We start from the raw sequence: 15379 nt of genomic DNA on the forward strand, positions 1-15379 counted from the left end.
TGATGGCGTTACGACATATTTTTAAAAGTATATTAACTTTATTGGTATGCACTACCTTTGTTGGCTGCAACAGTACAGATGCTGGAAATAAACAAAGCCAAGTCACCAATGAAGAAGTGGTAAGTATTTCAGCAACCGAGCTTGCGCAATTAAAAGAATCAGCAGCTCAGTGGCAACAAGCAAAACCTGGAGTTGAACGATTGCTGGTCATAGAACAAGATCTAAAATTGTTAATAAATCAACTTAATGCCGTTGTAGCACAAGAGTCTTCTTCAGCTAAACAACCAGAAGCTACTTCGCCCGAGGTTAAGCCTGCTGCTCCAGCAACGGTAGTAAAGCCAAAGGTTACGACACAACCAATTTATGCTCTACAAGTTGCTTCAGTAACACAAAAGATGCGGTTAACTAAAAGTGTTGCAGCTCTCCAAAGCAAAGCACCACAATTATTCGAAGGTAAGTTTGTAGCAAATGTAGAGCCTGTCGATGTCAGTGGCGTTACTTATTACCGCCTTAAACTAGGTGCTTATCAATTTCAGCAAAATGCAAAAAAAGCGTGTACGAATTTGAAAAAGCATAATGTGGCTTGTTTAGTAACGCACTACACCGATAACCCATACCAGCCATAAATAGGCATAATAATTGCTTTATATTTGCCATGCTTCACGAGGATGGCAAATATGCGCCTTTTAATACTTTTACTTTCAATCAGCCTCACAGCCTGTAGTTTGACCGGTGATGAGCCAGATACAAGCCAAAGCCCTATTGAAAATCCAGCGATGGCTCCGTTTACTGTGCATCAGTACGTTAGTGACTTAAGCACCCAGTTAAGCCACATTAAAGGGCCTTTTAAAAGCTCGGCACGCATTGCTGTTACTAGCTTTTATCTAGCGGATTCTCTAGAAACAGGCCTAGCTCAAGGGCAAGGTGCTGGCCTTAGTCAGCAAATTCAAGAAAGCCTTATTACACAGCTCACCCAGCTGGGGTATAACATTATTGAATACCGCCTAGAAAACACTATAAATTTATCAGCTTCTGCCGATAGTATGCTTAGCAGAGATATTTCAAAATTACGTCAACGCCAGAATATTGACTATGTGATCACCGGCACACTTACGCGGCAACAACATGCCTATATTGTTAACGCCCGCATGGTGAATACGCAAGATAACGTAATTACGTCTGCGGCAAATACTGAGATCCCTATCAATGTAATGTGGGGTGATGAAAAAATTCAGCAACGCGATGGTTATATCTATCGCAGTGAATACTAATTAGGAGCCCTTATGAAACGCTTATTACTTACTTTATGTTTGCCACTGGGCTTTGGTTGTTCGCAAATGATGGACGACAACAGCACCGTTGTTGAAGATAATTCGCCTCAGTTAGCAAAACAGCGCACAGTTGCTGAACCTGGACAAACAACTTCGCTTTATCAAAATACTGCAGTAATGAACGACAGCAGCCAAATAACGACCCCAACACGTAAAAATATCAACCATTATGTGCGGGGTATAATGCAAGATATGGCCGAGAATCTGCAATACGTAAACACTAAAACGCCTTTAGCGGTATCGAGTTTTATTTATCTTGATGATGAATATAACGATGGCACTTTATTAGGTAATCAACTAGCTGAAAGCTTTATGCACGAATTACACAGCTTTGGTGTACCCGTGATTGACTTTAAAACCACAGACTATATGCGGGTAACACCAAGCGGTGACTTTGTATTTAGCCGTGACTATTTAGAGCTAAGCCAAGAAACAAAACTTTAACTATGTGTTGGCCGGTACTATGGTAAACCACCAAGGTGGCGTATTAGTGAATGCCCGTATCGTAGGTTTAACCAGTAAAGCAGTGGTGGGCTCTGCGCAAGGTTTTATTCCACAGTCAGTGGTTGATGCGCTAGACAGCAGTTATCGCACCGATGGCGTAATGCTTAAACAAGCGAATGAGTGAGACGAGTATGGCATTTTTAACTAAACATGCTGCAATTGTTAGCTTAAGCCTAACGGCTTCGCTGTTAGTGGGCTGTAATGCAAATAACACGACCCAAGAGCAGGTAAAGGTTGATAACGTACAAGCTACAGCTCCCAGCTATGATTTAAATCAGCTAATTCGCCAAGCACAACTAAATGACGAACAGCAATATCAAGATTCAACCCAGTTTACTCCGCTAAAGCACCATAAAACATTGGTCAATTATGTTGAACAAATGGCGCTGGATTTGGTTGATACTATGCAGTCAGAGCAAGACATTGCGATTGCTGTTACCTCGTTTGTAGATTTAGATGCAAGCTTGAATAACAGTAGCCAATTAGGTAACCAATTATCGGAGTCGTTTATTCATCAACTCCAGCAGTTTGGTTACGGGGTGGTTGATTTTAAAACCACAGATCAAATCTTAGTTAACCAACGTGGCGATTTTGTGTTTTCTCGTGATATTGAAAACCTAGCCAACAAACGTATCGCCAGCCATGTTTTATCAGGCACGTTAATCTATCGCAGCAGCGGAGTAGAGGTAAACACCCGCGTGATAGATGTACAAAGCAAGCGAGTGATCGCCAGCAGCCAAAAAGTATTGCCGTATTATGTGTTAAAAAACGACGATATAAACCTCAAACGCGCGAGTATTAACTAGCCTTGTATTAAGTCCATTTAACAGCTTGATTATAAATAGGATAAACCGTTATAATTTCCTAGCGCCTAGCGCCTAGCGCCTAGCACCTAGCACTGGCCTCTTAGTTAAATGGATATAACGGCCCCCTCCTAAGGGGCAGTTGCAAGTTCGATTCTTGCAGGGGCTACCAATTAAATCAATGGGTTACGATTTTATTTCCATTCTTTTTATTTTCTATGTAGCACATATGTAGCAAGGTAACTGATTTTATTTAACGCCGCTTAGTATCTTTTATTAATAGTGGAAAGTTTATCTCAATTAAAAATACTCTTATTAGTTGCTACTATTTAACACTGTAAACTATAAGACAAATCTCTTTGCTTCCCCAAACAATAACGAAGCTTCTTCTCGAAACGAGTCAATAGGATCAATATATAATATCCTCATGTTATCAATGGCTCTCGAGCAAGCTACATATAGCAAATTTCGGCGTTCTTGAAAGTCTATGTTCTGAGGATCTTTAAAAAAGTTAGGAAAATACGATCTGTCTCTACTAAATGAATTCTCCATAATAATGACTACGTTGCTATACTCCAACCCTTTAGTACTATGATAAGTGTTAAATCTAACTGGTTCGCTGCTAGATTCAGTAATGAATTCGTACCATTTAGTGAATTCGTTAAGAGAAATACTTATTGCTATATTAATTTGGTTAATACGGTTTTCTTCTTTAATTGAGTCGCTTTTTGGTAGGTCATTATTTAGCAACTGTTTAAACCCCTCAAGTGAATATCCAAAATCATCAGATGGAAAAAAGTCTTTCAATTTGCATTTGAAAAGATAAGAACCAGAGTCATAAAGTTGGAATAGCGCAACTAAATAATCTTCGAAAGTATTAATTTTCTCGTCTATTAATATGTTCAACTCGTTTAGATAGTTATGAGCATCAAACATCGATACAGGATTTTTTTCTTTTGGGAGTATATCTTCAAGTGTCTTTTGAGGTTTTGCTATCAATTCTCTAAATTCAATGAGTGCTAGAATTATACGAATTGAAGTATCTAGCTTAGTTAAATCTCTACTTAATACTTTTTGTGCTTGTTCATTAAAAAAGAAAAAAGCTTTAAAGCAATTGAAAAGATCCTTAAAACCACTTAACTCAGCAAGCATTTCATTTTTAAGCACTAAGCAGTGGACGACATCCTCATTTAAACTTGAAAGTTCACTTTCTATGAATCTTCTTACTAGAGTAGAGGAGTCGTTTGGTCTTTCGCTTATTAATTTATGAAAAGAAAAAGACCCGCCGTCATTTTTTTCGTAAATACTTTCTTGAGATATCTCATCATTACGGAGCTTGTTAGATATATTTATGATTTCATTTCGCGATCTACGGTTATACTTTTTTTCTATTTTTAATAAATTAGGGTGATATTCATTTAGGGAATTTGAAATTCCCTCCGAATAAATGCTTTGCATTACATCTCCGTAATAGCCAAGCAAAAATTTATGAGATAATTCTGTATCTTTAATTAATTCATACATAAATTGAATAACATGTTTATGAGTATCTTGATATTCATCAATTAATACATATGGGTATGAATCAACAATTATTCGGCGAAGTGTTGGATATTTTTTGCATAATTCAAGCCCATATTCTAATCAGGGCGGGATCGCACTTTAAATAAAAATATGATCTAATAGAGAAAATTCACTTATAGCATTCAATTTTGAGCATCTTAGACCACCTTACTGTTATTGAAGAAACACGTTCTGATATCAACCAAAAACATAATCTAATTGATGTTATGTTCTTGATAATTACAGCCATATCCTCAGGATGTGAAGGATGGCAAGATATTGAAATTTATGGTGATGAAAAGCTATCATGGCTCAGACAGTACCGAGCTTTCAGACATGGTATCCCTCGGCGGCATACGATAGCACGTATACTACGCAGTGTTGTTGCGGAATCCTTATTAGAAGCTTTAGCCTTGTGGTTAAATGAACAGCGCCAGTCATTAAATAAACCCATTATTGCCTTTGATGGCAAGGTGCTACGCGGCTCTTATCGAAATGATAGAAAAACAGCACTGCAATTAGTAACGGCGTACGATACTGAGCGAGGGTTAGTATTGAGTCAAAAACCGACAAAAACAAAAAACGGCGAAATAAGTGTTGTTCGTCAAATGCTTGATATACTTGATGTAAAAGGAAGTGTCATCACGATGGATGCACTTCATTGCCAACGTGAAACACTCGAAATAATTTCAGATAAAAAGGCACATGTAGTTGTTCAGGTTAAGAAAAATCAACCCAAATTGTTTGATGCTGTATCGAATTCATTTCAAGCAGTATTTGATGCAAATAAAGAAAAAGTCGTCACACACATTAAGCAAGAGATCCATGGTCGCAAAGAAGAGCGCTACGTCTATCAATTAAAAGCGAACCTGCCGACAGAGCTTGCACAGAAGTGGCCAACAATAATAAGTATAATCGCAGTTGAACGCCACAGAACAGTAAAGAATAAGTGCAGTATAGACACGTCGTATTACATAAGTTCAATGTCACCTAAACACAAAATGCTAGGGCATTATATACGGCAACATTGGCGTATTGAAAATAGCCAGCATTATGTTTTAGATGTTGTTTTCAAAGAAGATGATTCAAGAATAGCGTTAGAGGGTGCAGTTGAAAACATCGCTTTATTTAGGCGCTTTGTAATGAACATTTTGAGGCAATGCGAATGCGGGGCCCCAAGTCAACGTAGCAAAATCAAAAAGGCAAGCTGGAGTGATGATTATCGGGCGAGAATATTTTTTGGATTATAAATTAATCAAAGTATGCTCCCGCCCTGATATTCTAATAGAGTATTATGGCTAATCAGCATGTAGTGAAGTCTATCACTGTTAAAATTAGGGTTATATCTTACTTCTTTATTTTCACCTGATTTAATTCTATTAAGGCATTTTTGAAGTTTATTGGTTTCATGTAAATATTTTACGGCTTTCCTAAATTTGCCTAAGTTATTTTTTAGCGTATAACCAAAATCTTCAAGGATGGTTCCAAAATCAGAAGTATGATTAGTAGAGTTGTAGAAGGTATTTTTTGCTTCATCTAAAAGAAAGTGACCATTAAATTTTTCTTTATCAGCACTGTTTAGCCACTCTTCATCTGGGCTATTTTCAAAAGATTCCTTTAATGTAACTAACTTTTTATTTATTTTTATCTCATGTTCAATGAGTAATGCATCCTGCTGTAAATGAATTAGCTCCCAAACTCGCTCGTGAATAGTTGATACTTTTACTATGTCACTGTTTCCAAATTTTGATTTGATATTATCCGCAGCTGCGTTAGTAAAGGTGATGCATAAAACATGTTTATTTTGGTTTGATAGGTTCTCTCCATAATGTTTGACTATATATTTTAAGCTTTCAATTAATGCGTAAGTTTTTCCTGAGCCAGCTCCAGCATTAAAAACAAAGCTTTTGTTATTATCTATAGCATTGTTAAGCAACTCTTGTACTTTCATTTCCTCAATTAATTTTTCAGGATTTTCTTTAAGTTTCAACATCCTAAATTCCTTTATTTTGGAGAGATTTATCATTATTCAGTTTTTTAGTTAACCAAGCTAAACCATCTTCAATATATTTAGGTAGTTGAGGAGCATCAATATTTGATGTGATTATTTCGTAAAGGAGTGTATTTGCAAAATCACTTTTACTTGAAGCTAGCTTACATTGCCACTCAAAAGACTTTTCCTTGGATTGGTTAGTGTTTTCTTGACCTGAGGCTCCAACAATTCTTTTATATATTCTTGGCTTTAACTCTTTTAGTGTTTTATTAAGAGTTTTATGATCATAGTTTGTGAGAATATAGGCTTCTTCAAAGCTTGAAGCGACAAAGCCATTGATTGCATCCTTTTGGAAAACGATCATGAAATTGTTAATACAGTAATAAGTCAAATTACTTGGAAGTATTATGCTTTTTGATTCATTTTCATCTGATGGTTCTTCATCTGGTAACTCATCTTTACAGACATATTTTTGCAAAACTGCATTAGTTGTTTCGTGACTATCTAGCTTATCAATTTGCTTGAAATTTTCTTTATCGGCTTTAGTTCTTTTTATATCGAGATCAGTGATTACTAAACATGGGGTTTTCAACAGGGCGGGATCGCACTTTAAATAAAAATATGATCTAATAGAGAAAATTCACTTATAGCATTCAATTTTGAGCATCTTAGACCACCTTACTGTTATTGAAGAAACACGTTCTGATATCAACCAAAAACATAATCTAATTGATGTTATGTTCTTGATAATTACAGCCATATCCTCAGGATGTGAAGGATGGCAAGATATTGAAATTTATGGTGATGAAAAGCTATCATGGCTCAGACAGTACCGAGCTTTCAGACATGGTATCCCTCGGCGGCATACGATAGCACGTATACTACGCAGTGTTGTTGCGGAATCCTTATTAGAAGCTTTAGCCTTGTGGTTAAATGAACAGCGCCAGTCATTAAATAAACCCATTATTGCCTTTGATGGCAAGGTGCTACGCGGCTCTTATCGAAATGATAGAAAAACAGCACTGCAATTAGTAACGGCGTACGATACTGAGCGAGGGTTAGTATTGAGTCAAAAACCGACAAAAACAAAAAACGGCGAAATAAGTGTTGTTCGTCAAATGCTTGATATACTTGATGTAAAAGGAAGTGTCATCACGATGGATGCACTTCATTGCCAACGTGAAACACTCGAAATAATTTCAGATAAAAAGGCACATGTAGTTGTTCAGGTTAAGAAAAATCAACCCAAATTGTTTGATGCTGTATCGAATTCATTTCAAGCAGTATTTGATGCAAATAAAGAAAAAGTCGTCACACACATTAAGCAAGAGATCCATGGTCGCAAAGAAGAGCGCTACGTCTATCAATTAAAAGCGAACCTGCCGACAGAGCTTGCACAGAAGTGGCCAACAATAATAAGTATAATCGCAGTTGAACGCCACAGAACAGTAAAGAATAAGTGCAGTATAGACACGTCGTATTACATAAGTTCAATGTCACCTAAACACAAAATGCTAGGGCATTATATACGGCAACATTGGCGTATTGAAAATAGCCAGCATTATGTTTTAGATGTTGTTTTCAAAGAAGATGATTCAAGAATAGCGTTAGAGGGTGCAGTTGAAAACATCGCTTTATTTAGGCGCTTTGTAATGAACATTTTGAGGCAATGCGAATGCGGGGCCCCAAGTCAACGTAGCAAAATCAAAAAGGCAAGCTGGAGTGATGATTATCGGGCGAGAATATTTTTTGGATTATAAATTAATCAAAGTATGCTCCCGCCCTGGGGTTTTCAATAGATCTATAAGTGGTTTATATATGTGTGCAAAAGCACCATTAATATTAAATATTGAAATTCCATATTTTTGTAAATCTTTTGATTCACTAAGGTAATGCTGAATTAAATGCTCTTCAGTAATTCCTTCGACTAAAACTATCGCATCAGAAAAGAAAAGTTCTGATACTTTATATTTAATGTGCTTCTTTAAAAACTTTAATTCATCTCTTGCAGTGGCTTCGTCAGTGCTTTCCGGTGCTATTTTATCAGTGATTTTTTTTATCATTTAATGGTAAGCGTATAGCTAACGACACCTAGCTTTGCTAAAGTTCCAAGGCAGAAGTGGCTCAAGGTTATCTGGCTGCTCTGCAATATGTTGCAAGCACGTTGAGATGTAGTCATGCACTACAAGATCATTTGCCTTTGCAGTTTCAACAAGACTATAAAGTATAGCGCTGGCATGTGCACCATTGCAGGTATTTGAGAATAAACAGTTTTTTCGCCCTATTACGAACGGTTTTATGGCTCGCTCTGCACGGTTATTATCAATACTGAGCCTGCCATCATCGAGGTAACGCCGAAATTTCTCAAACTGATTTATCGCATAGGTAATTGCTTTACCTAGCGCCATTTGGGGAGGGATTTTATCTTTGTGTTTGAGTAACCATTGATACAATTCATCAACGATTGGTTTGGCTTTTTGCTGCCTAACGGTGAATTTTTCATCGGCCAGCTTACCTTTGATGGCTTGCTCAATACCATAGAGTTTGCGAATAAGGTTAAGTGCTACATCCGCTTTAACGGTTTTTTTATTATTGCCTTTGGCCTCGATGAACTTACGGCGTATATGGGCTAAGCACGCAACCAGTGTTGCATTCGTTTGCTCGTAAGCCTTGTAGCCGTCAACGTGCATGTAGCCTTGGTAACCATCAAGGAAATCAACCGCACATTGGCCTGCACGACTATTATGGTAATCAAACAGGACAATATTAGTGCCTTTACCCGGTTTATCATCGCCGCAGCAATACAGCCACATATAGCTGGTTGCTTTATCTGCATTAATGACGTTTAACGGGGTTTCATCGCCGTGAATAACCGGTTGAGATAACAACACGTCTTTTAAGCGTTTATACAGAGGGGACAACAGGTCTGCGCAGCGCAACATCCAGCTCGACATCGTTTGTCTGCTCAACTCAATACCAATATCGGCTAACATTGTTTCTTGGCGATAAAGTGGTAAACCAAACTGGTATTTACACATGATTATTTGGCTCAGCAGGCTGGGGGTTGCGATGCTTTTTGGAATAGGGGTTGCAGGCATTAGGGCGGTTTTTACTACACTTTCAATCCCTTCTCGCTCACAGTGACGACACGTATATTTTGGGCGAATGGTTTTGATTACTTTGATATGCGCTGGTACAAATTCCAGTGCTTCACTGCTGCTTTCACCCATTTTATGAAGGGGGCTTTGACAGCAATCACATATTTTGTCATCCTCTTCGAGGTCAACAACCACCTCAATTCGCGGCAACTGCGCCGGCAGTGGGCGGCGTTTCGGTTTGGCTTTTTCTTTCTTTACTGAGGGCGATGTAGCCAATAGCGCTTTATCATGTTCATCGAGAGTGTCTTCTGCTTCATTGAATACTTCGCCTGCACCCGGCATCTTTTCAGATTTCTTGGCGTACTCTTTGGCAAGTTTTGCGTTATAAGCTTGCAGTAATTCGTGAATTTGCTCATCTTTTTCAGCAACGACTTGTTGCAACTCAAGCACCATACGCTTGAGTTGTTCCAGGTCGTCAGGAAGTGAGTGTGCATCAATTTTCATGTTCGCAATTTAACAGAATTTGACGTTGTTTTCTTGCTTGACGCAAAGATAAAGCAGACGGTGTGGCAACGATCATTTACTGTCAATATGATCGATTAGATCATCGATTGATACTGCAATTCTTCATGACCAAGCACATCATATCCCGACAACAACCAATCCAGTTGCTCTGGACTGAGCTCAAATTCTTGCAGACTGGCTTTGTTTGGCCATTTAAACTTTTGCTTTTCTAACCGCTTGTACCACAAAGCAAACCCCGTTTTATCCCAGTAAACCAGCTTGAGTTTATCCTTCGCTTTGTTGCAAAATAAAAATAAAGCGCCAGTATAGGCGTCACGTTCAAGCTCACCCTCAACGATTGCGACCAGACCATCAATGGATTTTCGAAAATCCACAGCATCGCGGTGTAAGTAAATACACTTAGGTTCAACAAACATTTTCATCAGTTAAGCTCGCGTAGTAATTGGCTTAGATAAGATGCAGGCGTTGTGGGAGGCAAACTGACGTTTACTTTTCCGACTTCGAGGGTAATCGACAGTTGCTGTTCGGTGACGTCAACGTGTTTAGCTACTTTAGCACGAACAAAGCTGCCTGATGATCCATTAAGCTTACTTCGTGCGGCATAAAAGCTTGTTTTTGATAAAGCATGTTGCAGGCAATAGTCAGTGATAGTTAAATCGCTGGCTTGTTGTTCTTCAATAATACTGCGCCATTGTTCAAGGTAGCGTGTTTTTCTCATGACTATCTCCTCATTGAAATTCAGAAATAGCTTAATTGTTTTGGTGAGTTACTTGCAGGTGCATTTTGCTAGACGCTTACATTTAATGTAACTACATTACTGAAATTATCTTCATCTGTAGTTATATAGTTTATATTGTTGAATGTGTTACTGCTATGGATTTTGCTGTTTACGATATGTGATGAGTGAGTTGTTATTATTAATTGGCTATTAATATTTTTACTGTTGTGATTTCCTAATAATAAATTAAGAGCATCGTCAATGTTTTTTATGAATAATTCCTGCATTTGAGGATGCATAAAATTTTCTGGTTCTTCTATACATATAATATTTACTTTATCGTGAGCTTCGCTTTCTTCATACTGTTCTACATAATCAATTATTTGGCCAAGTATTTTCATAAGGTTTGAATAACCAAGCCCGAATTGATTTTCGGGTATATAGTTATTGTTTTCTTCAAACTCATATCTAATAAGCTTATTAAATAAAGATTTAAAATCTAAACTGGATCTTAAATGAACTAGCATATTTTGTTGGTCTGTTATCTGGCTAACGACATTATTAACAATATCATTGTGAGATTCCCCTATATGTCTATCCATGAAATCGTTAATATTTAATATTTCATTTTCTAGTCGAACACGACTATCACCTTCTTCATCCTTTAATCTATACTGAACTATTTTATTGAAAACAGATGATAGTGATGTCTCACCATCATCCAAATTAGCTTTTATAGTTGTAAGTTCGAATAGATTGTTTATGTTAAATAGAGAGTTTTTTATTAATCTTCCTTTGATATCGTAGATCTGCCTAGAAAAATTAGTATTATCTATTATTCTTAGAAACTCACTAAATTTAACTTCATGTTCTCTTTTTGCTGCGCTACAAAAGGTCTTGTATACCCTTTCCTTATACTGCTCAGACTCAGCGATAATAAACTTAACCTCTAGAGTTATAAGCTTATTGATCGTATTGTCTTCGATCGAAATAAGGTTGCTTAAGTTTTGAGTCGATGTAGATTTAGGATCTGTATCTAAACCAACTTTCAACCTAAATTTCATGTTTGGCAGCTCTACTTTATTGAATTCGTCTTTTCGGAAATCGAGAAAATTGTCTTTATTCAGACCAAAAAGTACTTTCTTGTATTGGTCGAATAACCCATTTAGATAACTCAGATTAAAAGAAGCGCCTAATATATTGTCATTATCGATAACCTGCTTTAAGGCTTTGGTTACCGTTGTTTTTCCTGCGTTATTTTTACCAATAATTAGGGTTGTGGCACAAGCAACAAAGCTTTTAGAGGTAGATTCATCAGGCTTGTTTTCAGTGGTTTTTTTATAATCTGACTGGACAAATTCGATTATATTGTTCTTAGTGCCAAATTTTCTAAAATTAGTGATTTGTAGAGACTGTAAATACATATAACATCCTTATAGACTGTAATTATTTTTATTTTATTAAATAAAATTAACACTTATTAGGTATCGTGTGTAGCTAAGTTGGTACTTATTTGTCAGAAGTTAATAATGTGAGGTACAGTTATTTACAGAACTCCAAGTAAGAGCCTTTTTGCCATTCTGGCAAATGGTAAGTTAAAGGTAATTTTTGGCTTTGTACTGGTGTTTGATATGAGCTAAAGCTTAGTGTAGAGCTTTAGCTATTTGAAATATTATATTTAACTGCAATTTTATTTAAAAGTGATAGCTTTAGCTCTTTTTAGATAATACGGAGCTTTAGTTAACAAGGTTTAGCTTTTTAGATTATGCCTTTTCTACCTTCCATGAACCTAAGGGATCAAATCTTGACTTCAGACATCATAACTTTAGTTGACCTACAATCATTGATTAAACGAAACTAATTCGTTTAATTTTAGTTGTGTTCTTTATCTTCACATCCTTTGTTTTACATTTCTATGCGCAATAGCTGTGGTTGTGTTGTATGAGCTAAATTTACTACTATTTTCAACTGCGATGTTTTATCGTGTTGCACAATATTCTTTAAGGGATGACTAAGATATGGCAATGCCTATTTCAGTAGATAACGCTGAACATTATAACTGGGGCGATAATTGCGATGGCTGGCATTTGGTTAAAAGTGAGCAGTTGAGTGTTATTCAGGAGCGGGTGCCGAGTGCGGCGTGTGAACAAGTACATAAGCACAATATAGCAGAGCAATTCTTTTTTGTGCTCAGTGGGCAGGCTACTTTAATAGTCGACTCAGTGACTCATGTATTAAACGCTCAGCAGGGGTTGCATGTGCCCGCGGGAGTTGTTCATCAGCTATGTAATTATGGCGATGTTGATCTTGAGTTTATTGTTACCTCAACCCCGCCAAGTCATGGTGATAAGGTGCTTGTTTAACATACTATGGCAAGTACGGTATTGTTAAATAAAAAAGGAAGCTGAGGCTTCCTTTTTGGTGTGCGTATTCTATTTTAATGATTTAAACCCTAAGCGCCTGGGCCACATTCCATACAGTGGTTTATGATATCTGGGCCAAATTTAAGTTTGGCATTTAAATCACGAAGGGCGGTACGCAGGCCTTCTTCAATCACTGGGTGATAAAATGGCATATCAAGCATTTGCGGTACGGTCATTTTGTTTTGTACTGCCCAGGCCAGTAAATGGGCTATATGCTCGGCTTGTGGGCCGATAAACTCAGCGCCAATAAATAAGCCTGTACCTTGCTCTGCGTATACTCGCATATGGCCTTTGTTTTTTAGCATTACACGGCTGCGGCCTTGGTTTTCAAAGCTGACTTCGCCGACTTCAAAACAACCGCATTCACCTAAACGTTCTGTTATTTGTTTGTAGCTTTCGCCCACCATCGCTATTTGTGGGTCACTAAAAACCGCAGCAATAGAAGCACGACGTAAGCCGTTTCGTACATCAGGGAAACGTCCTGCATTTTGCCCTGCAATGGTGCCTTGGTCGCTTGCTTCATGTAATAGTGGGATCATATTACTGGCATCCCCCGCGATAAATATATTTGAATCGCCACATTGCATAGTGTGTTTATCGGCAATTGGTACGCCACGTTCATCAAGTTCAATACCGGTATTCTCAAGGCCCAGCTTATCAGTATTGGGTATGCGGCCAGTGGCGGCGAGTACAAAATCGAATTGTTCGGTTTGTTTATCACCGTTTTTATCAACATAAGTAAGCTGCGCTTTGTCGCCTACTTTTTGCATATCTGAGACGTTTGAGTCGGTATCTACAAAAAACTCTTCAGCAAATACGGTATTTGCGTAATCTTTAATAACAGGGTCTGTAATAGGGCCGATTGCACCACCGACACCAAATAGTTTTACCTTAACACCTAACCGATGCAGAGCTTGGCCAATTTCAAGGCCGATAACGCCGGGGCCAAATACGGCGACTGATTCGGGCAAGTCTTGCCAGTTAAATACGTCGTCATTAATTATTAATTTATCGCCAAAGTTATTAAAAACGCCAGGGTAAGCAGGGCGAGAGCCTGTTGCGATCACAAAACGCTTGGCGTTAATAACAGTGTGGTCGTCAATTTGTACTCTATTAGCATCTAAAAACTTTGCGTAGCCACGAATTTTATCTTCACTTGGAATTTCATCTACGGCTTCAACCACAAAGCCGACAAAGCGGTCACGTTCATTGCGCACTCGTGCCATTACTTCAACACCATTAATTGTGGGTTTTGAACTATGGACACCAAATGCCGGTGCGGTTTCGATTGAGTGGGCAGCTTCAGCGGCGGCAATCAATAATTTACTTGGCATACACCCAACACGTGCACAGGTCGTGCCGTACGGGCCAGCTTCAATCATTAGTACGTTTGGCGTGTGTTGTTTTGCGTTGCGGTATGCGCTTAGGCCGGCAGTGCCTGCACCAATTACAACAACATCTGTATTTAGTTCTTTCATGGTGATGTCCTCAATACCAATTTTATTAAAAAACTGGTTTTTAAAATAAGTTAATAAAATGGGTATGTAAAAAGGTGGAAGTAGGGGCATTATTGCCCCTAATTGTTTACTTAAAGAATAACTTAATTAAGCAAAGTATTTTTCTAAATCGTCAGAGCCACCAATGTGTTTTCCGCCAATAAATACTTGTGGTACGGTCTCACGGCCTGAGATGGCTTTAAGGCTTGTTAAAGATGCACCTGCACCCATGGTGATTTCTTCAAACACCAAGCCTTTTTCTTCAAGTAGTGCTTTTGCTTTAGTACAGAACGGGCAGCCTGGTTTAGTAAAAATGCTTATGGCTTCTGGTTTTACTTGTTTAGGGTTGATGTAATCAAGCATGGTGTCAGCGTCAGATACTTCAAACGGGTCGCCTGGTAAATCTGGCTCGATGAACATTTTGTCAATCACGCCGTCTTTAACCAGCATTGAATAGCGCCAGCTGCGTTTGCCAAAGCCTAGATCATTTTTGTCTACTAACATGCCCATGCCGTCAGTAAATTCGCCGTTACCATCTGGTAATAAAGTAATGTTCTGTGCTTCTTGGTTTTGAGCCCAAGCATTCATTACAAAGGTATCGTTTACTGATACACATACGATATCATCTACACCATTTTGTTTAAGTACCGCTGCAAGTTCGTTATAACGTGGTAAGTGAGTTGATGAACACGTTGGTGTGAATGCGCCTGGTAGTGAAAATACAACAACAGTTTTGCCTTTAAAAATGTCGTCTGATGTTACTGACTTCCACTCATCATTTACGCGAGTTGCGAATGTAACTTGTGGAATTGTTTGACCTTCAATATTGTTTAACATGTTTTTTAGTTCCTCTTGATTTGTTGATAGCCATTATGTCGTGAAAATTACAATAGCTCCAATCGTTTGTTTGTATTAATATGATAGA

Annotated in this window: 16 protein-coding genes, 1 tRNA gene and 2 pseudogenes; 8 read left to right on the forward strand and 11 right to left on the reverse strand. The window is 38.0% G+C overall.

From position 1 onward, the window contains the following. The first annotated feature begins 2 nt into the window (after positions 1 to 2). The 5 genes and pseudogenes from ACU8V8_RS03100 (at position 3) to ACU8V8_RS03120 (ending at position 2810) form a co-directional block, all read left to right on the forward strand. Positions 3 to 626, forward strand: a complete 624-nt coding sequence (locus ACU8V8_RS03100; protein ID WP_446888811.1) for an SPOR domain-containing protein — start codon at positions 3 to 5, stop codon at positions 624 to 626. 51 nt (positions 627 to 677) lie between these two features. Continuing rightward, positions 678 to 1271, forward strand: coding sequence for a FlgO family outer membrane protein (locus ACU8V8_RS03105; RefSeq protein ID WP_446888812.1), 594 nt, complete (start codon positions 678 to 680; stop codon positions 1269 to 1271). Between the two features lie 12 nt (positions 1272 to 1283). Further along, positions 1284 to 1959: pseudogene (locus ACU8V8_RS03110) on the forward strand (FlgO family outer membrane protein). 7 nt (positions 1960 to 1966) lie between these two features. After that, complete coding sequence (locus ACU8V8_RS03115; RefSeq protein WP_446888813.1) at positions 1967 to 2641, forward strand: FlgO family outer membrane protein; 675 nt, start codon at positions 1967 to 1969, stop codon at positions 2639 to 2641. Positions 2642 to 2735: 94 nt separating this feature from the next. After that, positions 2736 to 2810 (forward strand) — tRNA-Arg (locus tag ACU8V8_RS03120). A 170-nt stretch (positions 2811 to 2980) separates the two neighbouring features. Here ACU8V8_RS03120 and ACU8V8_RS03125 read toward each other — a convergent pair. After that, positions 2981 to 4096 (reverse strand): 3'-5' exonuclease, encoded by a 1116-nt coding sequence (locus ACU8V8_RS03125; RefSeq protein ID WP_446889571.1) that lies wholly within the window; start codon positions 4094 to 4096, stop codon positions 2981 to 2983. Further along, positions 4091 to 4258 (reverse strand): annotated as a pseudogene (locus ACU8V8_RS03130) (UvrD-helicase domain-containing protein); the annotation flags it as partial. The gene ACU8V8_RS03125 and the pseudogene ACU8V8_RS03130, both read right to left, overlap by 6 nt. 92 nt (positions 4259 to 4350) lie before the next feature. Between ACU8V8_RS03130 and ACU8V8_RS03135 the strand changes: the two are divergent. Next, the gene (locus ACU8V8_RS03135; RefSeq protein ID WP_446887329.1) at positions 4351 to 5451 is read left to right on the forward strand and encodes an ISAs1 family transposase; all 1101 of its coding nucleotides are present in this window, start codon (positions 4351 to 4353) and stop codon (positions 5449 to 5451) included. A gap of 5 nt (positions 5452 to 5456) precedes the next feature. Here ACU8V8_RS03135 and ACU8V8_RS03140 read toward each other — a convergent pair whose 3' ends face one another. Together ACU8V8_RS03140 and ACU8V8_RS03145 are read right to left on the reverse strand one after the other, a co-directional pair. Then, positions 5457 to 6194: a UvrD-helicase domain-containing protein gene (locus ACU8V8_RS03140; RefSeq protein WP_446888814.1), complete on the reverse strand. Its 738-nt coding sequence runs from the start codon at positions 6192 to 6194 to the stop codon at positions 5457 to 5459. 1 nt (position 6195) lies between these two features. Further along, positions 6196 to 6786: a hypothetical protein gene (locus tag ACU8V8_RS03145; RefSeq protein WP_446888815.1), complete on the reverse strand. Its 591-nt coding sequence runs from the start codon at positions 6784 to 6786 to the stop codon at positions 6196 to 6198. Positions 6787 to 6853: 67 nt separating this feature from the next. On the opposite strand from ACU8V8_RS03145, the gene ACU8V8_RS03150 reads away from it, so the two are divergent. After that, on the forward strand, positions 6854 to 7954 hold the full coding sequence (locus ACU8V8_RS03150) for an ISAs1 family transposase (RefSeq protein ID WP_446887329.1): 1101 nt from the start codon (positions 6854 to 6856) through the stop codon (positions 7952 to 7954). Here the strand turns inward: ACU8V8_RS03150 and ACU8V8_RS03155 are convergent. The 5 genes from ACU8V8_RS03155 to ACU8V8_RS03175 all read right to left on the reverse strand — a co-directional run bounded on the left by ACU8V8_RS03155 (position 7949) and on the right by ACU8V8_RS03175 (position 11959). Then, on the reverse strand, positions 7949 to 8257 hold the full coding sequence (locus ACU8V8_RS03155; protein WP_446888816.1) for a TOPRIM nucleotidyl transferase/hydrolase domain-containing protein: 309 nt from the start codon (positions 8255 to 8257) through the stop codon (positions 7949 to 7951). The genes ACU8V8_RS03150 and ACU8V8_RS03155 overlap by 6 nt on opposite strands. An 18-nt stretch (positions 8258 to 8275) precedes the next feature. Further along, positions 8276 to 9796, reverse strand: coding sequence for an IS66 family transposase (tnpC, locus tag ACU8V8_RS03160; RefSeq protein WP_446888817.1), 1521 nt, complete (start codon positions 9794 to 9796; stop codon positions 8276 to 8278). Between the two features lie 95 nt (positions 9797 to 9891). Further along, positions 9892 to 10239 carry an IS66 family insertion sequence element accessory protein TnpB gene (gene tnpB / locus ACU8V8_RS03165; RefSeq protein WP_087534705.1) on the reverse strand — a complete coding sequence of 116 codons (348 nt, stop codon included), beginning with the start codon at positions 10237 to 10239 and terminating at the stop codon, positions 9892 to 9894. Next, the gene (gene tnpA / locus ACU8V8_RS03170) at positions 10239 to 10535 is read right to left on the reverse strand and encodes an IS66 family insertion sequence element accessory protein TnpA (RefSeq protein WP_446887527.1); all 297 of its coding nucleotides are present in this window, start codon (positions 10533 to 10535) and stop codon (positions 10239 to 10241) included. The genes tnpB and tnpA overlap by 1 nt, the downstream gene beginning before the upstream one ends. Before the next feature lie 68 nt (positions 10536 to 10603). Beyond that, a complete protein-coding gene (locus tag ACU8V8_RS03175; RefSeq protein WP_446888818.1) occupies positions 10604 to 11959 on the reverse strand; it encodes an AAA family ATPase in 1356 nt (451 codons plus the stop codon). A 594-nt stretch (positions 11960 to 12553) separates the two neighbouring features. Here ACU8V8_RS03175 and ACU8V8_RS03180 point away from each other — a divergent pair. Next, complete coding sequence (locus ACU8V8_RS03180; RefSeq protein WP_446888819.1) at positions 12554 to 12898, forward strand: cupin domain-containing protein; 345 nt, start codon at positions 12554 to 12556, stop codon at positions 12896 to 12898. Positions 12899 to 12987: 89 nt separating this feature from the next. Here the strand turns inward: ACU8V8_RS03180 and ACU8V8_RS03185 are convergent, their stop codons facing one another. After that, positions 12988 to 14436, reverse strand: a complete 1449-nt coding sequence (locus tag ACU8V8_RS03185) for a dihydrolipoyl dehydrogenase (RefSeq protein WP_446888820.1) — start codon at positions 14434 to 14436, stop codon at positions 12988 to 12990. Between the two features lie 126 nt (positions 14437 to 14562). Beyond that, on the reverse strand, positions 14563 to 15291 hold the full coding sequence (locus ACU8V8_RS03190; protein ID WP_446888821.1) for a glutathione peroxidase: 729 nt from the start codon (positions 15289 to 15291) through the stop codon (positions 14563 to 14565). Positions 15292 to 15379: the final 88 nt, after the last annotated feature.

It is taken from the genome of Pseudoalteromonas sp. SaAl2, from assembly GCF_052947895.1.